Annotated in this window: 21 protein-coding genes; 8 read left to right on the top strand and 13 right to left on the bottom strand. The window is 48.6% G+C overall.

What is annotated here, in order from left to right; all coding sequences use genetic code 11:
- Nucleotides 1-20 precede the first annotated feature (20 nt).
- A complete protein-coding gene (locus HH301_RS10040) occupies nucleotides 21-437 on the top strand; it encodes a bactofilin family protein (protein WP_169568768.1) in 417 nt (138 codons plus the stop codon).
- 85 nt (nucleotides 438-522) lie between these two features.
- Here the strand turns inward: HH301_RS10040 and HH301_RS10035 are convergent, their stop codons facing one another.
- On the bottom strand, nucleotides 523-1,755 hold the full coding sequence (locus HH301_RS10035; protein ID WP_169568767.1) for an aminotransferase-like domain-containing protein: 1,233 nt from the start codon (nucleotides 1,753-1,755) through the stop codon (nucleotides 523-525).
- 230 nt (nucleotides 1,756-1,985) lie between these two features.
- The gene (gene ndk, locus HH301_RS10030) at nucleotides 1,986-2,408 is read right to left on the bottom strand and encodes a nucleoside-diphosphate kinase (protein WP_169568766.1); all 423 of its coding nucleotides are present in this window, start codon (nucleotides 2,406-2,408) and stop codon (nucleotides 1,986-1,988) included.
- A gap of 149 nt (nucleotides 2,409-2,557) precedes the next feature.
- On the opposite strand from ndk, the gene HH301_RS10025 reads away from it, so the two are divergent.
- A complete protein-coding gene (locus HH301_RS10025) occupies nucleotides 2,558-4,477 on the top strand; it encodes an ABC-F family ATP-binding cassette domain-containing protein (RefSeq protein WP_169568765.1) in 1,920 nt (639 codons plus the stop codon).
- A 2-nt stretch (nucleotides 4,478-4,479) separates the two neighbouring features.
- Here HH301_RS10025 and HH301_RS10020 read toward each other — a convergent pair whose 3' ends face one another.
- Both HH301_RS10020 and HH301_RS10015 read right to left on the bottom strand, forming a co-directional pair.
- On the bottom strand, nucleotides 4,480-4,929 hold the full coding sequence (locus HH301_RS10020; RefSeq protein WP_169568764.1) for a DNA polymerase III subunit chi: 450 nt from the start codon (nucleotides 4,927-4,929) through the stop codon (nucleotides 4,480-4,482).
- Between the two features lie 8 nt (nucleotides 4,930-4,937).
- Entirely contained in the window at nucleotides 4,938-6,443 is a 1,506-nt protein-coding gene (locus HH301_RS10015) for a leucyl aminopeptidase (RefSeq protein WP_169568763.1), read from the bottom strand.
- A 351-nt stretch (nucleotides 6,444-6,794) separates the two neighbouring features.
- Between HH301_RS10015 and lptF the strand changes: the two genes are divergently transcribed.
- The 6 genes from lptF (at nucleotide 6,795) to rsmA (ending at nucleotide 14,381) form a co-directional block, all read left to right on the top strand.
- Nucleotides 6,795-7,937: an LPS export ABC transporter permease LptF gene (gene lptF, locus HH301_RS10010; RefSeq protein WP_169568762.1), complete on the top strand. Its 1,143-nt coding sequence runs from the start codon at nucleotides 6,795-6,797 to the stop codon at nucleotides 7,935-7,937.
- Complete coding sequence (lptG, locus tag HH301_RS10005; protein WP_169568761.1) at nucleotides 7,934-9,028, top strand: LPS export ABC transporter permease LptG; 1,095 nt, start codon at nucleotides 7,934-7,936, stop codon at nucleotides 9,026-9,028. The genes lptF and lptG overlap by 4 nt, the downstream gene beginning before the upstream one ends.
- A 3-nt stretch (nucleotides 9,029-9,031) precedes the next feature.
- Nucleotides 9,032-11,188, top strand: coding sequence for an LPS-assembly protein LptD (locus tag HH301_RS10000; protein ID WP_169568760.1), 2,157 nt, complete (start codon nucleotides 9,032-9,034; stop codon nucleotides 11,186-11,188).
- Nucleotides 11,189-11,272: 84 nt separating this feature from the next.
- Nucleotides 11,273-12,541, top strand: a complete 1,269-nt coding sequence (locus HH301_RS09995; RefSeq protein WP_169568759.1) for a peptidylprolyl isomerase — start codon at nucleotides 11,273-11,275, stop codon at nucleotides 12,539-12,541.
- Nucleotides 12,542-12,573: 32 nt separating this feature from the next.
- Nucleotides 12,574-13,548, top strand: coding sequence for a 4-hydroxythreonine-4-phosphate dehydrogenase PdxA (pdxA, locus tag HH301_RS09990; protein WP_169568758.1), 975 nt, complete (start codon nucleotides 12,574-12,576; stop codon nucleotides 13,546-13,548).
- Nucleotides 13,545-14,381 (top strand): 16S rRNA (adenine(1518)-N(6)/adenine(1519)-N(6))-dimethyltransferase RsmA, encoded by an 837-nt coding sequence (rsmA, locus tag HH301_RS09985; protein ID WP_169568757.1) that lies wholly within the window; start codon nucleotides 13,545-13,547, stop codon nucleotides 14,379-14,381. The genes pdxA and rsmA overlap by 4 nt, the downstream gene beginning before the upstream one ends.
- Here the strand turns inward: rsmA and gmk are convergent.
- The 9 genes from gmk to fabD all read right to left on the bottom strand — a co-directional run bounded on the left by gmk (nucleotide 14,375) and on the right by fabD (nucleotide 22,018).
- Nucleotides 14,375-15,028 carry a guanylate kinase gene (gene gmk, locus HH301_RS09980; RefSeq protein ID WP_338091367.1) on the bottom strand — a complete coding sequence of 218 codons (654 nt, stop codon included), beginning with the start codon at nucleotides 15,026-15,028 and terminating at the stop codon, nucleotides 14,375-14,377. The two genes, rsmA and gmk, sit on opposite strands and share 7 nt — an antisense overlap.
- 151 nt (nucleotides 15,029-15,179) lie before the next feature.
- On the bottom strand, nucleotides 15,180-16,076 hold the full coding sequence (locus tag HH301_RS09975; RefSeq protein WP_206378255.1) for a YicC/YloC family endoribonuclease: 897 nt from the start codon (nucleotides 16,074-16,076) through the stop codon (nucleotides 15,180-15,182).
- A 71-nt stretch (nucleotides 16,077-16,147) separates the two neighbouring features.
- Complete coding sequence (locus HH301_RS09970) at nucleotides 16,148-16,663, bottom strand: hypothetical protein (protein ID WP_169568756.1); 516 nt, start codon at nucleotides 16,661-16,663, stop codon at nucleotides 16,148-16,150.
- Nucleotides 16,660-17,286 carry a hypothetical protein gene (locus tag HH301_RS09965; protein WP_169568755.1) on the bottom strand — a complete coding sequence of 209 codons (627 nt, stop codon included), beginning with the start codon at nucleotides 17,284-17,286 and terminating at the stop codon, nucleotides 16,660-16,662. Before HH301_RS09965 ends, HH301_RS09970 begins: the two co-directional genes overlap by 4 nt.
- 271 nt (nucleotides 17,287-17,557) lie before the next feature.
- The gene (gene mltG / locus HH301_RS09960; protein ID WP_169568754.1) at nucleotides 17,558-18,544 is read right to left on the bottom strand and encodes an endolytic transglycosylase MltG; all 987 of its coding nucleotides are present in this window, start codon (nucleotides 18,542-18,544) and stop codon (nucleotides 17,558-17,560) included.
- 15 nt (nucleotides 18,545-18,559) lie between these two features.
- Nucleotides 18,560-19,822: a beta-ketoacyl-ACP synthase II gene (fabF, locus tag HH301_RS09955; RefSeq protein WP_169568753.1), complete on the bottom strand. Its 1,263-nt coding sequence runs from the start codon at nucleotides 19,820-19,822 to the stop codon at nucleotides 18,560-18,562.
- Between the two features lie 55 nt (nucleotides 19,823-19,877).
- Nucleotides 19,878-20,111: an acyl carrier protein gene (locus tag HH301_RS09950; protein WP_169568752.1), complete on the bottom strand. Its 234-nt coding sequence runs from the start codon at nucleotides 20,109-20,111 to the stop codon at nucleotides 19,878-19,880.
- 184 nt (nucleotides 20,112-20,295) lie between these two features.
- Nucleotides 20,296-21,033: a 3-oxoacyl-[acyl-carrier-protein] reductase gene (gene fabG, locus HH301_RS09945; protein ID WP_169568751.1), complete on the bottom strand. Its 738-nt coding sequence runs from the start codon at nucleotides 21,031-21,033 to the stop codon at nucleotides 20,296-20,298.
- A gap of 40 nt (nucleotides 21,034-21,073) precedes the next feature.
- Nucleotides 21,074-22,018: an ACP S-malonyltransferase gene (gene fabD / locus HH301_RS09940; RefSeq protein WP_169568750.1), complete on the bottom strand. Its 945-nt coding sequence runs from the start codon at nucleotides 22,016-22,018 to the stop codon at nucleotides 21,074-21,076.
- Nucleotides 22,019-22,119 lie beyond the last annotated feature (101 nt).

The raw sequence follows: 22,119 nt of genomic DNA, 5'->3' as shown, positions 1-22,119 counted from the left end.
TCTTTAAGGAGTTTACTCCCATGTTTTCCGGTAATAGTGACAAGAAAATCCGCGCTGCGGATGAGAGTATGCCGTCAATCCTCGCCAAGGGATTGGTTATCACTGGAAACCTGGAATGCGACGGGGAACTTCAGGTAGATGGTATTGTGGTTGGAAACATCCGTGCTGACCGCCTGACACTGGGAGAAACATCTCACGTTACCGGCGACATTGATGTAAATGTATTGCATATCCATGGCAAGGTTGATGGCAATATCACAGCCGTCGAAGTAATCATCGCTGACACTGGACGGGTTAAAGGCGACGTCACCAATTCATCCCTGAAAATAGAGTCAGGTGCTATTGTTGATGGACATTGCCAGCACAGCGACAATCCCAGAGGCGGCGCTGAAACAGTAGCTCTCTTCAACAAGGAAGACGCTGCAACGTCAGACTAGGACAGCGAGTTGATACTGGGTTAAACACACAGAAAAAAAGGGCCTCTTGTGAGGCCCTTTTCTTTTTGAATTATCTTATCAGATATCAGGCAACCTGACGTCTGGCTTCCCGTGCAATCAGATCAGATAGTTTTTTCATACCGCGATCGATATCTTCTGGCGAGCAAGTCGAGAAGGACAGGCGAAGTGTGTTGTCCCCGCCCCCTTTGGCGTGAAAAGCTGCACCTGGAACATAAGCAATCTTATCTTCCGCTAAAGCCACTTCAAGAAGTTTGCGGGCATCCAACCCTTCCGGCAGACGAAGCCAGACAAACATCCCACCTTCTGGCTCGGTGAAGCTAACATTGTTCGGCAGATACTGACGCAGGGCCTTGACCATGGCGTCTTTGCGCTCTCCATATACCTGGCGAAGCGTTAGGACATGATCATCCAGAATGCTTGAGAACAGACGATAGGCCAGGATTTGGTTCATACAGGATGTCTGTAGGTCATTGGCCTGCTTCAAGATCACAAGTTTATCCAGCAAAGCTTTTGGTGCGATTGTCCAGCCGACACGAAGTGCAGGTACCAATGTCTTGGAAGCTGTTCCGATTTGGATTACCAGACCTTCATTTTGCCATTTCCCTTTACCCAGAAACTCACCTTCGACCTCCAAGAGAGACGCTGGTGGCGGTGCATCATAATAAAGGGTCCGATAGGCTGTATCCTCAATGATGGCGACATCATATTTATGGGCAAGCTCAATGATTTCCTGGCGGCGCTCCAATGGAAGGGTCATCCCACCTGGATTTTGGAAATCCGGAATGGTGTAGAAAATCTTGGCGCCCGCCTGAAAGGCTTTTTCAAGCTCAGACGTGACAACACCATCGGGGTCTGTTGCGACAGGAATGAAGTTCGGTCGCCGGGTCATAAAGACCTGCAAAGCCCCCAGATAAGTTGGATCAGCCACCGCAATCGGCGCATCTGGATCCATCAGCGCCGCGGCCAATAGGGTTAGTGACTGCTGCGCACCGCAAGTTACCAGAATATTACCAAAATCCAGCTCAAGGTTATCTGTGTTATGACGATCAGCAATCCATTCACGAAGTGGCAGATAGCCTTCTGTCGCTGAATATTGCATAGCTTCACGGGAAATCTGCTGGTTCCCTTCTATGTCGTTGCGAATACGCGTCACATCGGCTGTTGGGAACAGTTCTGGATCCGGGATACCACCTGCAAATGACAGGACTGTCGGATCCGCCAGCAATTTCAACAATTCACGAATTTCAGACGCCTCGATCGCACGAGCGTCTTCTGAAAATTTAGTATTCCAACTCATCACTAAACCTATAACGTTTCATCCCTTAATGTCAGCAACACTGACCTTTATTTTATTTCCTGTCAATAATAATTTTTGTAACTTTCGGCATATATACGCTCAAGGCTTGATATAATTGAACAATTGAGCACGGGCGATTTTTATAAACCTGTGTATTTCCCTGCGTCAAAACACAAAAAAGGGCCCGGAAACCGGACCCTTTAATGAATCAACAAATTTGAATATTGGGATTAGCCAACAATTTCAAACTGTGAGAAGAACTGAGAAATTTCAATTGCAGCATTTTCTGGGCTGTCAGAACCGTGAACAGAGTTAGCTTCGATGCTTTCTGCGAACTCTTTACGGATTGTGCCTTCAGCAGCGTCAGCAGGATTTGTTGCACCCATGACTTCGCGGTTTTTCGCCACTGCATCTTCACCTTCCAGAACCTGAACAACAACAGGACCAGATGTCATGAACTCAACCAGTTCACCGAAGAAAGGACGCTCTTTGTGAACAGCATAGAATGCTTCTGCGTTTGCAGTAGTCATCTGGATCCGTTTCTGGGCAACGATGCGAAGACCAGCTTCTTCCAGTTTTGCATTGATTTTGCCAGTCAGGTTGCGACGAGTTGCATCTGGTTTAATAATTGAAAAAGTGCGTTGAATAGCCATTGTTTTCACTCAGTTTATAGGGACAGAAAAAAGAATTTTGCGCCTTATAACTTCCTAAGCCCTTTGCTGCAACAGATTTACCGCATTTTTTGCCAAATCCCGCCGGAATTCAGTGTTCCAAAGACAAAAAACCTGCTAGAGCATCCCGCATGTTACAGATTAACGATCTCACATACCGCGTGGCGGGCAGAACTTTGCTGGATGGGGCGACAGTCCATATCCCGGCGGGGCATCGAGTTGGCCTGATCGGTCGAAACGGGACAGGTAAATCCACCCTTCTTAAACTGATCACCGGTGAGTTACACGCCGATGGTGGCTCTATCAAGATCCGAAACGGCGCCCGTATCGGTGTCCTCCCGCAGGAAGCGCCGTCCGGTCCTGAAAGCCTACTGGAAGCCGTCTTGGCCGCAGATGTGGAGCGAAACTCGTTAATGGCGGAAGCTGAGACAGCGACTGATCCCATGCGCATTGCTGAGATCCATACCCGTCTTGCAGATATCGATGCCTACACGGCGGAAAGCCGCGCTGCCAAGATCCTGGCGGGTCTCGGGTTTGATCATGAAGCCCAGCAACGCCCCTGTTCCTCTTTTTCAGGTGGCTGGCGAACGCGTGTGGGACTTGCCGGGACCCTGTTTTCCAATCCCGATCTTCTCCTGCTCGACGAGCCGAGCAACTATCTGGATCTGGAAGCGACGCTCTGGCTGGAAAACTTTCTGAAAAATTACCCACAAACCCTGATCATCGTCAGTCATGATCGGGATTTGCTGAATAATGTAGTAGGCACAATTGTTCATTTGGAGCAGCATAACCTGACCCGATATACGGGCAACTATGACTTCTTTGAAAAAACCCGGTCAGAGCAATTGGCCCTCAATGCGGCCATGGCCAAAAAACAAGAAGCCCAGCGCAAACATTTACAATCCTTTGTCGATCGCTTCCGGGCAAAAGCATCCAAAGCACGGCAAGCGCAGAGCCGGGTTAAAATGCTGGAAAAGCTGACCCCTATTGCCTCCGTTATGGAAGAATATACGGTCAATTTTGACTTTCCATCTCCCGAGCCGCTGTCCTCGCCGATTATTACCATGGACAAATGCGCCACAGGATATGATCCCACCAAGATGATCCTGAATAGGTTGGATTTGCGTATTGATATGGAAGACCGGATTGCCCTGCTCGGCCCCAACGGAAACGGTAAATCCACATTTGCCAAATTGATCGCAGGTAAGCTGAAAGCAGAAGCTGGTGAGTTTCGAAAATCCGGTAAACTCAAAATTGGTTTTTTTGCTCAGCATCAACTGGACGAGATGCGGCCAAAAGAAACAGCCTATCAGCATCTAGCCGCAAAAATGGGCAAAGTGGGCGAGTCTGTTATTCGCTCCCGCCTCGGTCAATTTGGGTTCTCAAAAGACAAGTCAGATGTTGCAGTTGAGCAGCTTTCGGGCGGCGAGAAAGCCAGACTTACCTTCTGCCTTCTATCTGTCGAGGCCCCGCACCTTCTGATTTTGGATGAGCCAACAAACCATCTGGATGTGGATGCCCGTGAAGCTCTGGTTCAAGGCTTAAATGCATTTGAGGGCGCTGTCCTACTCATCAGCCATGACCCCCACTTGGTTAGTCTGGTAGCCGATGAACTCTGGCTCGTCAGCGATGGAACGGTGAGCCGATACTTGGGTGATATCGAGGATTACAAGAAAGAAGTCCTTGAAAAAGCGAGAAGTGGTGGCTCTGGCAATAAGCCTGAGGCCATGGCGGCAGAAGCTGAACCGGCAATCCTCCCAGAAGACTCCAAGCTCACCGGCAAGGAAGCTCGGAAAAACCGAGCAGAAAACCGGGCACAGCTTGCTCCTCTTCGTAAGGAAATTGGAAAACTGGAGAAACAGATCCAGAAACTGGAGAGTGACCGAAAGGTTCTGGAGGACGCACTCGCCGATCCGACAACCTATGAAAAGGGTGCGGATTATCAAGCGAAGCTGTCAGCCAAAATGGGCGAAATCAATAGTCGTCTGGAAAAAGTCGAAACATCCTGGATGGAAAAACAGGAAGAACTGGAAGCCCTTGAGCAAGCCTGAGGTCAGGCTTTCTTGACCCAGCGTCCGTCCTGCTGCTGCCAATAGGTCACGTCCAAACCTTCTGCTTTCATGGTTTTCCAGCGTGCCCGTGCAGCCTGCAGGCTTTCAGGATCATTACCATCAAACATATACAGGCATCGGTCATAGTCTGCGATATCGGATGCCGGAGCATCTTCGAGCAGAACCAACACTGAAGCGTTATTCAGGTTTTGACCTTCAGCACCTGTTAAAAGAACGGGCTGCTGGTCTGGATGAGGATCTTCCGCTTTTGCATGCGCAAGGAATGATGCTGGTGAATAGGTCCAAAGCGCCCCATCAAGATCTATTTTCAACTGGTCCGACATCATTCGAACAAGAGAGATCATGCCGCGCTCACTCACTTTTTCGAGCAAGCGCGGCAGAACCTGGTCAAGCGGCTGGGCCTGTAAATGGTAGAAACTGACCTCAACCATAAGGGAGATTATTTCCCTTCGTGATAGGTTTTAACGAAGTTATCCAGAAGGCGAACACCATAACCGGTTCCGCCTTTTGGCACCGTTGGCGTGTCTTTCTTGGACCAAGCCATTCCCGCGATATCCAGATGAGCCCAAGGCTTACCGTTGACAAATTTCTGCAAGAATTCAGCAGCAACGATAGAGCCCGCGCCCCGGCCGCCAGAGCCGATATTCTGCATATCTGCAATCGGGCTATCGATTTGCTTGGCATATTCTTTTTGCATCGGCAAGCGCCAAACACCCTCACCCACGTCTTTACCAGAAGCAAAAATCTGATCCGCCAACTCATCATTATTGGAGAACAGACCCGCATTCTCGTGACCGAGAGAGATGATAATCGCACCGGTCAGTGTCGCCAGATCAACGATCAGTTCTGGGTCATATTTATCCTGCGTATACCAAAGAGCATCGGCGAGAACGAGACGTCCCTCCGCATCCGTATTCAGGATTTCAATCGTCTGACCAGACATAGAGGTCACAATGTCGCCTGGCCGCTGGGCGTTTCCATCCGGCATATTTTCGACAAGACCAATCACGCCGATCGCATTCACTTTGGCTTTCCGACCTGCAAGGGCCTTCATCAGGCCGGTCACCGTTCCAGCGCCGCCCATATCCCATTTCATTTCTTCCATACCGGGACCAGGTTTGAGGGAAATACCGCCAGTGTCAAAGCAAACGCCTTTACCCACAAAGGCCAAAGGTTTCTTTGTGGATTTAGCGGGTGCGCCATTCCATTTCATAACAACAAGACGACTTTCGCGAATGGAGCCTTGCCCCACACCCAGAAGTGCCCCCATACCAAGACGCTTCATCTTGGCTTCATTTAGGATTTCAACTTCAATGCCAAGGCTGGTCAATTCCTTACATCGTTCGGCGAAGCTTTCAGGGTAAAGGCTGTTAGCAGGCTCACTCACCAGATCCCGTGTCAGGAACACACCGTCAGCGATTGCCTCCAGATCCGGGAATGCCTTACGAGCAGCGGCAGAGGATTTACATTCAACCGTAATCTTCTGAAGGGTTGGCTCCGCATCTTTGTCCAGTTCTGATTTGAATTTTGTGAACCGGTAAGAAGCCAGTTTTGCACCAAAAGCCACTTGGGCTGCTGCATCACTTTCCTTCACAGCCGTATCATCAAACCCGTCCAGAATAACTGTCAGGTTTTTTGCGCCCGCAGCGTTTAGCTTCTTGAGAAGTGATCCACCCAGATTTTCAAAATCGCGAAGAGCGAGCTCATCCTTGTCGCCGAGGCCAAACAAGACAATTCGCGACACTTCCATGTTGGCAGGAGAAAGGATCTCCAGCGTGTTTCCTTTTTTACCCGTAAAACGACTATTCTCTATCGCACGTCCGACGGCACCACCAGTAACCTTATCGACTTCGGCTGCTGTAGGAGACAGCTTCTTGTCAGCAAAAACGGCAATGGCAAGTGATCCTCTTTTGGGAAGAGATATCTCGGAGAATGCAAATTTCATGAGTCGCACCTGATTATCTGAAATAAAACGAATTTTTGAATTCTGGACACATCAATCACGCGCCCAACGACGAACCGAATGGGGTCGATTTTGAGTACCGCTTTGAATTCGCATAAAACGACCCTGCTCCCAACTCTGTCGGAACAAGGGTCTGAATCCATGAGGCACCTGAAAAACGGGTCCACTCCTTCAATGCTTACCCTAGGTCAGTTCATCTATCAATATGATTAGCGGGAAAAGAGTGCGATGAAACCCGAATTCAGAACTTAAAGAGGTTAAAAAAGCCAATTTTTATATGGATTTGACATATCTAGCGTGGCACTCAGAAATTCCTTGAGTATACTCTGCCCCATGAAAAGGATTAATTGGTACATAATCGTGCAGCTGTTGGGGCCAACACTGTTCATTACCTTCGCCCTAACCGGTGTGATCTGGCTTTCCCAGACCTTGCAGTTTGTTGAAAAGCTGATTTCTGGTTTGCCGATCAGTACTTTTCTTGTTCTGACAGCTCTCCTGCTGCCAGGTATCCTCAAATTCACTCTGATGCTTGGTTTATTTTTTGGCATTCTGTTTGCGTTTAACAAGCTCTACACAGAATCCGAACTTATTGTTATGTGGTCAGCGGGTTTGAGTAAATGGGCGCTTTGCAGACCTGTACTACTGACCGCCCTTGTCATAACAATTATCCTCTATCTATTCAGCTTCTTCCTCACACCATATGGGATCAGAACCGTCCAGGAGCTCCGCGTTGAATGGCGGGACAGCTTAGCCGCAGTCGTTCTGCGCGAGGGTGTTTTCAACACTTTGTCCAAAAATGTAACCGTCTATATCCGGGAGAAAACACGGAATGGTACGCTTCAGGGCATTCTTGTACATGATGAACGTGACCCCGAAAAACCGATAACTTATATGGCCCAGGAAGGTGCTTTCATCAAAACCAAAGAAGGCCCGCGTTTTGTTATGAGGAACGGCAACCTTCAAGAAGTTCGTAAAGATGAAGCCAAGCTGAGCATTCTTTATTTCAACGACTATACTCTTGATGTCAGTCAGTTTGAAAAACAGCAATCAAATAACTTTGTAAAAGCGGACGCCCGTTACATCGGTGAGCTTTTGTGGCCTGAAGATGGCCTGTCTGAAAAACAACAAAATCGGATCCGCTCAGAATTACACAACAGATTCTCGTTACCTCTATATACCTTTGCCCTAGCTCTGATTGCACTTGCTGGCACCATGAGCGGTGAATTCACACGTCGGGGCCGTGGCTATAAGCTTTTTTATGCGGGATCTTCCGGAGTTTTACTTTTAGTACTGGCAATTGCCCTGTTTAACCTGGCTGAAAAAAGTGCAGTATTTATCGCGCCGCTTTATCTGCTGCCAATTGTCGCAAGCCTCTGTGCTGCTCATTTAGCAAGCGGCGGCAAAATTCCGATTATTGGACGCAAGCATCAAACCCCATCAGAGGATGATATAATTGCAGAGGGTCCTTCAACATGAAGCTCTCCAGCACACTCTCTATCTACCTTGGTAAACAGTTTTTGAAAAATGTGGCGATCATTTTCTCAATAATTATTTCCATCGTGTTCATCGCTGATTTTATCGAATTTCTTCGTCAAACGAGTGACAAGGAAGATCTCAGCATTTTTGTCCCCTTTCAGCTTGCACTTCTTCGGCTTCCAACACTCGCTCAAATCCTGTTCCCTTTTATTGCGCTCTTTGGCGGCATGCTGACATTCTTCAGGCTGTCACGAACCAATGAACTCACAGTCATCCGCTCAGCTGGTGTATCTGCATGGCTTTTTCTCATGCCCTCGCTTGCAATCGCCTTTTTTCTCGGTGTGTTCATGTTGACGGTAATCAACCCTATTGCTGCTGCCATGCAATCCTACTCGGCGCAGTTGGAAACCAAGTATTTCGAGCAAAGATCTAACTTGCTGGTACTCACCTCCAACAATCTATGGCTCCGTCAGGTGGATGATAACGGGCTTTTTGTGATCCATGCTCGCGGTGCGATTAATCAGGGCATTGAGCTCACTGACGTCATTATTTTTCAGTATGATCGCAATGAAAATTTCACTGGCCGAATTGAGGCTGACACAGCCCGCCTCATGGAGGGCTACTGGGACTTAAAACGGGTTTTGATGACAAGCCCTGAGCAACCTGGAACCGTGCTCGAAAACCTCCAGCTCAGCACCAGCTTAACTGCAGCCCAAATACAGGAAAGTTTTGCTCCGCCAAAAGAAATTTCCTTTTGGGAGTTGCCAGAATTTATCAGCACTCTAGAAGAAGCAGGCTTCTCAGCCCTCAACCATCGTATATACTGGCATAGCTTGATTGCCCGTCCAGTGCTGCTCTTGGCTATGGTATTGGTAGCGGCTACCTTCAGTTTGCGGGCAACACGGCGTGGTAAAACGGGTATTTTAGTAATGGCGGGGATTACGACAGGGTTCGTGTTTTATTTCTTTACTGACATCATTCTTGCGCTTGGACTCGCAGGAAACCTGCCCGTTCTGCTGGCCGCGTGGACGCCTTCGATCGCCATAACCCTTCTCGGGCTTTCGATGATGTTCCACTTGGAGGATGGTTAGTAAATGAAGCAGTTTTTATCCATCCTTTTAGCGAGCACCTTTTTTTCCGTACCCGCAGTCGTTGCGCAAGTTACCTCACCTGTCCCAACGATTGATTTGGAAAAAGAGAGCATTTTTAATGCTGATGAAATTCTCTATGACCAGTCTAGTGACACGGTAACAGCCTCTGGCAACGTTGAAATTGTCCAGGGCAACAGGGTTTTAAAAGCGGACCGGGTCATCTACAACGTCAATGCAGATACGGTTCAAGCGCAGGGGAACATTGTCCTGCTAGAACCATCAGGTGATGTTCTCTTCGCGGATAAGGTCACGTTGTCCAACGAGTTGAAAACTGGGGCAATCCAACAGATCCGTATTCTCTTCACAGATCAGTCCAGACTGGCGGCGTCCAGCGCTGTCAAAGAGAGCGAAACCACCACTATCATGAATAGGGCGGTCTATAGCACTTGCCAGCTTTGTGAAGATGACCCAGATGCTCCGCCCCTTTGGCAACTCAAGTCAGCTAAGGTCGTTCATGATCAACAGGATCAGACCATTACATATAAAGACACGGTTTTAGAGTTTTACGGTGTGCCCGTTTTTTACACACCTTATTTCAGTCACCCGGATCCGACCGTGAAACGCAAAAGTGGCTTTCTAGCCCCATCCGTATTCGAAAGCTCTTATCTCGGATATGGCGCCACACTACCTTACTATTATGTCATTGATGAAGACAAAGACATGACCATTACGCCAATGGTGACAAGCAAGGAAGGTGTGCAGCTGGCATCAGAATATCGTCAGGCATTTGAAACGGGTGACATGACTCTGGACGCCTCACTGACTTATGTGGACGAGCGCACCTCTGACAATGTCAAAACCGGTGATCAGGAATTTCAGGGTCACATTCGGGGTATCGGTGAATTTGAATTCCGTCCTGACTGGGTTTGGGGTTTTGATTTCTTTGCGACCAGCAACGACACCTATCTGGATAAGTACGATATCAGCAATGAAGATACCCTGACGTCAACTGCATATGTCCAAGGTCTCAGAGGACGCAACTACACTCGCTTCAGCGCAATTGGGTTCCAAGGCCTCGAAGAAGAGGATGACAGCGGGGAAACACCATTTATTCCGGGATGGCTGGAGTATGCATATGTTAGTGAACCTAACAAATATGGTGCCCGTTACAATGTCAACCTTGACGGCTTGATGCTGATTAGAACCGCTGGGCAAGATACAAACCGCCTATCTGCTTCTGCGGGTTGGCATCTCCCCTATATCACGCCATCGGGTCAAACAATCGCCTTGGATGCATCCATGCGCGGAGATGCCTACTATGCGCGAGATCAATTAGATGATCCTTTCGATCCTACAAGCGATACAGACAACAATTTTTCAGGTCGTGTTATTCCTGCCCTCTCGTTGAGATGGAGTTATCCCTTTGTAAGAGCTGCAGGCAATATGCGACAGACAATCGAGCCAATTGTCGAGGCTGTTTGGTCTGAGTCTCTTGGGAGTAAAGACACTCCAAACGAAGACAGCCTGAGCTTCGAATTCGATGATACAAATCTTTTTGGCTTCAATCGCTCTGCGGGTCTGGATCAGGTCGAAGAAGGTGCACGACTGAACTACGGTGTGAATTTTGGCTTTTATGGTGCAGATGGGGGATATACATCACTTCTTGTTGGTCAGAGCCTTTACGAAAACAATGACACAGGTTTTAGTGAAGGGAGCGGGTTGGAAAATCAGCTTTCTGACTATGTGGCCCGGCTGGAAATCCATCCCAACGAATATTTCAGCTATACGCAAAGGGTGCGAATTGACGAGGATGATTTAAGTCTGGCCCGCCATGAATTGGACTTGAGAGTGGGAAGTCAGTTTAACTGGGTCAGTCTTGGATATCTGAACTTGAAAGACGATCAATCTGCCATCGGAATTGAAAGCCGTCATGAGATCTATGCTGCTGGCCGTGTTAAAATGACCGATTACTGGAGCAGTTATGGCGGTTACAGACGGGATCTGGAAAATAACAATTCCATCGATGCTGTACTTGGCTTTGAATATCTTGACGAATGTTTTGGTTTCGCATTTGAGGCAAAACGAGAATTTACAAGGGATAGAGATATTGAACCGGAGACAAAATTCAGTGTGAAAATCAGACTTCTCCCCTTCAACTAAATGGAAAATACAACTATCTTCAAATGACCTATTCAGGTATCAGAAGAGTTTGCTGACATTGGACAATCGAACTTGAGACTTGTTATGAAACGGATTCAACCTCTGCTTATCGGAATGCTTCTCTTTATGGGAAGTTTCCTGCCGGCCCAAACGGCTGCAGCACAGGAAGTGCAGAAGATTGTTGCGATCGTCAATGACGATGTAATTTCCGGCTACGATGTAATTCAACGCATTAACCTCAACATCTTTATGGCTGGCCTGCCTGCGAACAACCAAACCCGTCAGCGACTTGTCCCGACAGTGATCCGCACTCTCATCGATGATCAGTTGAAAATTCAGGAGGCAAAGCGCCTGAATACAGAACCAACTGATGCCGAAATCAACGCGGCAATTGAGAATTTTGAAAAACGGTTCAACATACGATCTGGCCAGTTTGAAGGAGCCATGCGATCAGTTCGGGTTGACCCGGAAACGGTCGTCCATCAAATCCGCGCAGCCCTTGGCTGGGATAAATTGATCCGCCGGCGCATTGTCCCCCGGATTAATGTCACAGAAGCTGAAATTCAGGCGATGCAGGATCGTCTAAGGGAAAATAAGGGTAAGAACGAATATTTGCTCCGTGAGATATTCCTCCCGATTGCTGTTCAATCAGAAGAACCAGACGTTCGGAAAACTGCGGAAGATCTCTCAAGCAAGCTTAAATCTGGCGCTGACTTCAGCCGCGTAGCCACACAATTCAGTGATGGCCCGACTGCTGCCAAAGGCGGTATCGTTGGCTGGCAAATGGCCAGCGAAATGCCTACAGCCATCGCACAGACCGTAGTCAATCTTGATGACGGCAGTGTTTCTGACCCCATTCGAACTAACGACGGGTATTATTTGGTCAAGGTCGAACAGGTTCGAAAAATACTCGAAGATGGTGGCAGTGACGCAATTTTGGACCTTGGCCAGCTCGTGTTGCCAATTGATGCAGCGAAGAAAGCTGGCGAAGTGGAAAGCCAAGTTCAACTTGCCAAGTCAGTAAGCGGATTTATCGATGACTGCAGTTATATAGACGAGCTTTATAATGAGTTCACCAATGGCGAAACCGGTCGTATGGGACAAGTTCAACTCAGTAAACTTCCCTCCCATATTAAAACGCTGGTGAGTGATCTGCAGAAGGGTCAAGCGAGCGAGCCATACTTGGACAAGAATTTATACCGGATCTTTGTGGTCTGCGAACGCGTGGATCGAAATCAGCAAGGTGACTCTGAAGAAGCCATTCGCCAGACTATTGGTAATGAACGCATTGAATCCAGAGCCCGCCGTTATCTGAATGACCTACGCAGGGAAGCCTCGATTGAGTCACGCTAATCCGGCGATACAAACTTAAAGAGATTTTAGCCATGCCAACCCTACTGGTAACCATGGGTGATCCCGCTGGGATCGGGATCGAGATCACGCTTCTGGCGTGGTTGAAGCGAAACCACAACTCCCTGCCTGCCTTCTTACTTGTTGGCGACCCAGAACTCATTAAGCAGAGGGCCCGAGAAATCGAGGCCCAAGTCTCTTTACAAGTTATTACGGACATCAATCAGTATAAAGAGGACCAGGACCACCTAACTATTCTGGATCCTAAAACTGGCACAACTGCTGCCGAAAAAACGATTGCTGCTATCGACCTGTCCGTAGACCTATGCCTTCAAGGTTCTGCAGATGCGGTCATCACAAACCCTATCCAGAAAAAGCGCCTCTATGACGCTGGTTTTAAGTTCCCTGGCCATACTGAGTATCTCGCTCACTTAACCGGGGCGCCGGAGGCGGCAGCAGTCATGATGTTTGCCTCTCCCGAACTCATGACAGTGCCAGCGACCATTCACATCCCGTTGAATGAGGTTCCAAAAGCCCTGACCAAAGACCATTTATCCCACGTCATTCGAACAACGCATCAGGATTTACAGAACCGGTTTGGCATTGCTAATCCATCCATCGTGGTTGCCGGATTAAATCCTCACGCGGGTGAAGCAGGAAGCATGGGCCATGAAGAGGTAGACGTGATCACACCTGTCATCAATGACATGAAAGCAAGTGGCATGGCCGTCTCTGGTCCATACCCAGCCGATAGCCTGTTTCATGAACGGATGCGGAAATCCTATGATGCGGCCATCTGCATGTATCATGACCAAGCCTTAATCCCCATCAAGACAATCGATTTTGATCGCGGTGTCAATGTGACCCTCGGCCTTGCGATTATACGGACTTCTCCAGATCATGGAACGGCGGAGGATATCGCCGGTCTAGGGATCGCCAACCCTGAAAGCTTGATCGAAGCCATCCGCTTGGCGTCTGAGATGTCCCTGAAGACAAGGAAAGGCGCATGACAGACGGCTCCGACCTGCCTCCGCTTCGGGAAGTGATCAACACCTATGGTCTTAGGGCCGAAAAATCCCTTGGGCAGAATTTCCTTCTGGACCTGAATTTAACAGGGCGAATTGCACGATGTCCCGGCTCTCTCAAAGATGAAACCGTTCTAGAAATTGGCCCTGGTCCAGGTGGCCTGACCCGAGCCATTCTGGCCTTCGAAGTTTCGCATCTTTATGCCATTGAAAAAGACACACGATGCCTTGAGCCACTCAAAAATGTCTCTGATGCTTTCGGAGGTCGGTTGACGGTTCTGAATGAGGATGCACTCGAAATCGATGAAGCGAGCCTGCTGCCGGAGAAAGCACACATTATTGCAAACCTGCCCTACAATGTCGCAACACCTTTATTGATCAAATGGCTGAAAAAGCGGGAACTGTTCAAGTCCATGACCCTGATGTTTCAGAAAGAGGTTGCGGATCGTATCGTTGCGGAACCCCGAACCAAAGCATACGGAAGGCTGTCAATTCTTTGTCAGTGGCTGTGCACGGTTTCAAGACAGTTTGATATATCCCCGCAAGCCTTTACACCGCCACCAAAAGTGACAAGCACTGTGGTCAAACTCATTCCCAGAGAGACACCAGCCTATCCTGCTGACCTCGAAATTCTTGAAAAAGTGGTTGCAGCAGCTTTTAACCAACGCCGGAAGATGCTACGGGCTAGCCTGAAATCACTCGGGGTTAAGCCGGAACCCCTGCTTGAAGAAGCTGGTATCGAGCCAACAAGGCGCGCCGAAGAACTTTCCGTAGAGGAATTTTGTAAACTTGCAGAAGCCTACCGGAAAGCTCAATAACCCTCGGTCAGGCTTTTTACAAAATTCAGCAATCCGGGACGGCGGAACCTGCGGACCCGTTCAGCTTTCAAAATTGCTTTTACCTCGGCGATACACTGATCCATATCGTCATTGACGACGACATAGTCATACTCCGCCCAATGACTGATTTCCTCAGCCGCTTTTGACATCCGCTGGGCAACAACTTCATCGCTGTCCTGCGCGCGGGCTTTTAGCCGTTTTTCCAAGGCACTCGTTGATGGGGGCAGAACAAAGATACTAACCAGATCATCGCCTGCCTTTTGTGCGAGTTGCTGGGTTCCCTGCCAATCGATATCAAAAAGGATATCTTTTCCGTCAGCCAATGCTTCATTTACAGGTGCGGACGGAGTTCCATAGTAGTTTCCAAACACTTTGGCATGTTCCAGAAGCTCATCCCGGTTGATCAGAAGGTTAAAATCAACCGGTTCCATGAAGAAATAGTCTTTTCCCTCCACCTCACCAGGTCGAGGCTTCCGCGTTGTTGCGGAGACTGACATAGACAAGTTGTCATCATCCTGGAGTAGCGCTTTTGAAATTGTTGTTTTTCCAGCTCCAGAAGGTGAAGACAGGACCAACATCAATCCACGACGGTCAATTTGAATTCGATCAGACGGAGTTTCAGACACGCTTTTCCCTGCAACTTTGTAAACGAGGATATTGAATTTCGAAGTCTCGACTATGTAGCAAATTTTTCCGTGCGGCCCAAGCAATAGAACAGGGGAAATTTATCAAAGTCTTATAATTTTTCAGGCCATTTGCAGATAATGATCACCGCTTCTATTCTATGTTTTGAACCTGCTCCCTGAACCGATCGATGATCACCTTCAGATCCAGTCCGATTTGGGTCAGTTCCTTATCATTGGATTTGGAACAGATCGTATTGGTTTCCCGATTAAATTCCTGACAGATGAAATCAAGGCGGCGACCAACTGCTTCCTCAGCGCCGCTGTTCAGAACATCTCTTGCAGTCACAATATGACTGGCAAGTCGATCCACTTCCTCTGAAATGTCTGCCTTTGTCGCCAGGATGGCAAGCTCCTGCTCTATCCGCTCCTCATCCGCATTTCCGGTATTTCCAAGCAGTAAATCGATCTGTTTTGTAATCCGTTCCTTGACCGCCTCCGGTCGCAAAGCTGCAGTTGCTTGAGCTCTTTTTGTCAGATCGGCGATTTCATCCAGCTGCGCAGTCAGCACAGGGGCAAGTTGCGCCCCCTCCTCCAACCTAGCGGCTTTCAATTTCTCGACGGCTTCCTTGAATGATTTGATCAAGGCAGTTTCCAGGGCTGATCGTTCGTCCTCATCGGGCAAGGCCTTGTCCATTGGCTCAATGACCCCTTTTAGTCCAAGAAGACCATCAATCCGGGGGGATTTAACGCCGGCAAGTCCTGATTTTTCACGGGACAGTTCAATCAGTTCGTTCAGAAACTCCGTATTGATCTGATAGTCCGCCTTGCCACCCTGATGATGCAGCTGCAAGTGGAAGTTCACGCTCCCCCGTTGAAAGGTCGCTTTCAGGATTTTACGTCCCACTTCTTCAACAGCATCATATCCAAGGGGCAAACGACTGCGGATCTCGAGTCCTCGACCATTGACGCTTTTTAATTCCCATAGCCAGGAATAATCATCGTGGTTTCCATTGGTCCGGGCAAACCCGGTCATGCTTTGTAGGGACACAGCCAGCCTCATTGAGAAGTATTAAGGTGACTTTGTATATCGGGATTTTAAGACCATAACAAGACACGGAACTATTCTTGCCGGCTTTTACGATTGAGCCAGATATGTAAAAACCCGCCCCCAACCAGTCCTAAACCAAAGGACAAGAGATTGCTGAGGAAAGTTATAAGAACGGTTTCATGATCAGTAAGAAAGTAAAGCGTTACATAGGGGATAAGCGCGAGCATACCGCTAACAACCACTTCGACCCCGTATCCTTTCACAAGATCGCGACGATACTTGCCTTTACGAGCCAGCAACGCGATATGGAACGACTGAATGGTCAGAGCACCTGACACCCCCCACGAAATTGCAATCAAGCCTGCAAATAATAGCTTTGTCGACATTGCCAAAGAAGACGATAACGTCTGGTCAGCAACCAGCCCCAGCAGAAGAAAAAGTGGCATCAGAACCAGAACCAAAGTCGCCACCGTCAACGGTAGAGCAAACAACAGTGGAATAACTTCTCGACTTTGAGCAAGTGTCTCCCCGTTCACATGACTGCTCGGATAGGTCTTCTCAACCACATTGCGATAAGCATCCTTCAATTTCTCCAGCGCTTCATTACGGAGCGCTTCTTCGGGAAGGGCTTTAACCTGTTGAATTGCAGCGTCAAGCTGGTTGAGGAGCCGATTACCTGCAGCAGAAGGGTGATGTAAAAAAAACCTGCCAACAAGATGGCATGATGAAGAAGCTCTTTTGTTTGATCTGGATCTGCAGGTAGATCACGACTTTGGCCTTCAACTTCTGTCTGAGGCTGCCTGTTAAAGTGAGACATTATCGTCTCTTGCTTTTTGTCATCGCCGATCTCATTTTCCACGGTAAGAAGAAGAGGCTCTTCCTCCTCCACCAGGTCTTCTTTTGGAACAGGTGCAGGTTTAGGTTCAGGTTGTTGTTCTGCCTCCATTTTGCTCCGCAAAGGGGTCTGGGGAAGTGTTAAAACAGGATCAAAGCGCCGTTTTTCTTCTCCACCGGTTGGGTTCACACTATCCCCATCCAAGATCTGCAGTGAGACTGCAGCCTCCCTTTCAGGATTAGTTTTTATCTTTTGAGCTGAGACAGGATCCGGTTTGGGCGCAACTGCTTCTTGAGAATCTTCCTCAACCCCTTCAACTGTCATTGTATCAGGACTGGTATAGAGAGGGCTGGACACCTCCACAGAAGGTGCCATATCAGCTTTCTCAGATGGCAGGGAGGGCTTAGAAACGTCATCAGCCTGAGGAAGTGAGCTATTTAAACTTGATCTGTTTGCATAACTATTTGCTTTAGCATGAAGCTGATTTATTTCCTCACGCAGCTCTTGAAGGCAATCTCGTAACTGCCTGCGTTGAAACAATAAAGTTTGAATTGAGTCGCTTGTTCCAGACATGATCCCTCGAACATTCCTGTATCTACCTGCGTTGAAGACGGTTGAAACAGAATTTTGTACCAGGGAAAATGGATTAGTTACTCTGACGCTCTTTCATCAGTTTGCGCCATTTGTAGACGTTGCGGTTATGCTCTTTCAAGGTTCGAGCAAAGAGATGTCCGCCATCCCCACTTGCCACAAAATAGAGATCCTTAGTCTGTAATGGATTAAGAACCGCTTTAAGACTATCTAACCCGGGATTGCAGATAGGCCCTATCGGCAAGCCGTCCCGCGTATAAGTGTTATAGTCATTTACCGCTGCCAGATCGGATTTAGAAATTGGCCGGCCCAAATCAGATTGTCCGTTGGTAACTCCATAAATCACAGTAGGATCTGACTGGAGGCGCATTCCCCTTTCTAACCGGTTAAGGAATACACTGGCCACATGAGGGCGCTCGCTCGCAAGTCCAGTTTCCTTCTCAACGATAGATGCAAGGGTTATCAGGTCCTTTTTACTTTTGATATGTTTGGTGGGGCCGTTTGCCTGCCACAAGGCATCTACTTCCGCATTAAATGCCTGCTTCATCCTCTGAATAAGGCTATCGCGGGTGTCTCCCCTCAGAAAATGATAGGTTTCTGGCAGGATTGATCCTTCCGGCAGGCTTTCTGTTATGTCACCCGTCAAGATATCAGATGCTTTAATAAGCTCCAGGACTTCGCGGCTTTGCAAGCCTTCGGGAATTGTCAGTCCATGAACAACCGACTTACCACTGACCAGCAGTGCCGCCACCTGTTCCCCGGTCATACCTGGCGTGAATGCATATTCACCAGCTTTCAGTTTTTTCTCCAGGGACTGAAGCCGGACCCCAAGGATAAAAGCCAGTTCATGAGGAATAATATTTTCAGATTCCAGCAGGGTCGCAATTTGACGAAGGCCGCTTCCCTTTTTTAAGACTAGGATTTTTTCGGTCTGAAGCGGACCCGGAGTCTTATACAAATTCCATCCATAACCAATTAACCCTGCAATTGCTGCGTTAAACAGCAAGAACAGGGCAATCAGAAAAATCAGGAATTTTTTCATTTAGAAAGGTCGGTGTTACACTCGCTTCATCACAAGCGACGCGTTGGTTCCCCCAAACCCGAAAGAGTTGGACAGAACGGCATCGACTTTCTTCTCCTGTGCAACCTTTGGAACGAGGTTCATATCCTCAAGTCCCTCAGACGGTTGGTCAAGGTTCAAGGTTGGTGGCAATACACCATGCTCCATAGCCAGGATAGAGAAGACGGCTTCAACACCGCCCGCTGCACCGAGCAGATGACCAATTGCGGATTTTGTTGATGACATCGCAAGGTTAGCAACGTCAGCACCAAAGAGCCGTTTTACAGCGCCAACTTCAATCTCATCACCAAGCGGTGTGGATGTACCGTGCGCGTTTACATAACCGATATCTGCAGTGGTCAGACCAGATTTCCGAAGCGCCATCTGCATGGAACGGAAACCACCGTCACCGTCACTGGCAGGTGCAGTAATATGATACGCATCTCCGGACAGGCCATAGCCCACAACCTCTGCATAAATATGCGCACCGCGTTTCTTGGCATGCTCATATTCTTCGAGCACAACAACGCCAGCGCCCTCACCCATTACGAAGCCATCGCGGTCCACATCGTAAGGACGAGACGCTCTGGTTGGATCATCATGGAAGCCCTTGGACAGTGCCTTGGCAGAGGCAAAGCCGGCAAAGCCGATCCGGCACATGGCAGCTTCTGCACCACCTGCAACCATCACGTCTGCATCATCATCGGCAATCATGCGGGCCGCATCACCAATCGCATGAGCACCTGTAGAACAGGCTGTTACAACGGCGTGGTTGGGACCCTTAAATCCGTGGCGGATGGAAACCTGCCCAGAAACCAGGTTGATCAAAGCACCCGGAATGAAGAACGGGCTGATCCGACGGGGACCCTGCTCATGAAGTTTTATGGAATTCTCTTCGATTGACGGCAAACCGCCAATCCCGGACCCGATGGACACGCCAGTTCTGAAGAAATCTTCATCAGTTTCTGGTGTCCATCCAGAGTCCTTGATCGCTTCATCAGCCGCTGCAATACCATAGATAATGAAACTATCAAGTTTCCGCTGCTCCTTTGGAGCCAACACATCATCGGCATTAAACGCATCAGGCTGACTGTCACCGACAGGCACCTCACAACCGTAAGCCACCGCCAAGTCTGTTGTGTCAAACTTGGTGATCATTCCAGCACCGGACTCACCATTTATCAACCTGTCCCAGCTCGGCTTAACACCGTTAGCCAAAGGCGTGACAAGTCCTAGTCCAGTAACAACTACACGTCGCATATCGATACCTATCGAGTTAAGTTATCAGAGATCTATATGACGTTTCAGCGCCAAATTAGGAAGCTGACTCGATAAAGCTAATAGCATCCTTAACTGTCAGGATTTTTTCAGCAGCATCGTCTGGAATTTCGATATTGAACTGCTCTTCAAAAGCCATAACCAGCTCAACAGTGTCCAGGCTGTCTGCACCAAGATCATCAACGAAGCTTGCATCTTCAGTTACTTTAGCTTCTTCAACACCCAGGTGTTCAATAACGATTTTTTTAACTTGTTCCGCTGTATCGCTCATATGTGTTGTCCTTAAGATTAACCAGCAATAAAAAGTTCAGTTTATTTTGCGATTGCCCCTGATTTTTCAACCCTAGAATTCCAATCGCGAAAATCTCGTCGCGTTCCTAACATACTTTATAGGCATTGCAAAGCAAAGCTGTCACATTCAAAAACTTATGCTGCAATTAATAAAGAGATTAGGGCTAAATCATGGCCATGCCGCCATTTACATGCAGTGTTTGCCCCGTCACGTAAGCAGCTTCATCAGATGCCAGATATAGAACGGCAGCCGAAATATCCTTTGGATCCCCAAGGCGTCCGGCAGGCACCGCAGTCAGCAGAGCTTCCTTTTGAGCATCAGGCAGCGCGTCTGTCATTGCAGTTGCAATAAACCCAGGCGCCACACAATTTACTGTGATACCACGAGTGGCAACTTCCTGCGCGAGAGATTTGGACATGCCAATCATCCCAGCTTTGGAAGCAGCATAGTTCATCTGCCCTGGATTGCCGGTTACGCCAACAATGGATGTGATATTGATAATGCGCCCGTTTTTGCGTTTCATCATGCCGCGAAGACAGTTTTTTGACAACTTAAACGCAGACTTCAAATTAACGTCCAGGACCGTATCCCAGTCTTCATCCTTCATCCGCATGGCCAAACCATCTCTTGTCAGGCCCGCGTTATTGACGAGGATATCCACCTGGCCCATCGCCTCTTCAGCAGCTTTAATCAAGCCATCAACCGCTTCCATATCAGATAGGTTGCAAGGCACAACAAAAACCCGGTCACCAAGTTGATCAGCAACGGCTTTCAAAGCATCTTCACGAGTTCCAGAAAGAGCAACAGTCGCACCGGCCGCGTGTAAATCTTTCGCGATTTCCGCACCAAGTCCGCCTGACGCACCTGTTACCAGTGCGCATTTGCCTGTCAGATCAAACATTCCATCATCTCCCTTTGCCGCTACTCTAGCAGCAGAAATCTTAAAGTGAACCCAAAAACGCTTCAATATCCTCAGGTGTCTGAACAGCGCTTCCAGTCATTTCTTTATTAATCCGACGAACCATGGCGGAGAGAACTTTCCCAGTTCCAAGCTCTACCAAAGCTTCAACTTCCTGTTCACCCATATAAAGAACGCTTTCCCGCCAGCGAACTCGACCTGTGACCTGCTCAACCAGCAAACCGCGAATGGTTTCAGGGTCGCTGACCTGAGAGGCCGTTACGTTAGCAACTAGTGGCACCAGTGGAGGCGCGATCGATACGTCTGCCAACTGGGCTTTCATCTCATCAGCGGCCGGCTGCATCAATGGGCAATGGAATGGTGCACTCACTGGCAGCATCATCGCTTTCCGAACACCCTTTTCCTTGGCAAGTTCGATAACATGCGCAACAGCATCCTTGTCACCGCTCAGAACCACCTGACCATCGGCATTATCATTGGCAATCACGCAAATACCTGCCGCGCCATCAGCTTCAGCGACCAGCTCTTCCACACCGCCGATTTCCATACCCAGTAGGGCAGCCATAGCCCCTTCCCCAACGGGAACGGCTTTTTGCATGGCAAGTCCACGCGCCTTCAACAGACGTGCTGTGTCAGCAAGCTGCAAGGAACCTGCAGCAGTCAGAGCAGAATATTCACCCAGAGAGTGACCCGCGACGAAATCAGCCATTTCGGAGAGTTTCTTACCACTTTCAGCCTCAAGCACCCGCGCCACAGCGACACTTGTCGCCATCAGGGCTGGCTGTGTATTTTCTGTCAGTGTCAGCTCTTCGATCGGACCTTCATACATGAGTTTTGTCAGATTCTGACTGAGGGCGTCATCGACTTCCTCAAACACTTGCGCGGCCACTGGAAAAGCATCCGCAAGCGCCTTTCCCATACCAACTGCCTGGCTTCCCTGCCCCGGAAATACAAATGCACGTTTCATTATAATTTGTCCGATCCTGTTGAACTTTGATGCACCAGTCATATTACGAAAGATTTTCCTGTCAAGTCCACTTGCATAAACTGCAGAAATCTGTATAGTCC

This window comes from Sneathiella limimaris (assembly GCF_012932565.1).
Taxonomy (GTDB): domain Bacteria; phylum Pseudomonadota; class Alphaproteobacteria; order Sneathiellales; family Sneathiellaceae; genus Sneathiella; species Sneathiella limimaris.
The sequence above is the reverse complement of the archived record's forward strand: the minus strand, read 5'-3'. Positions and strand labels throughout refer to the sequence as shown.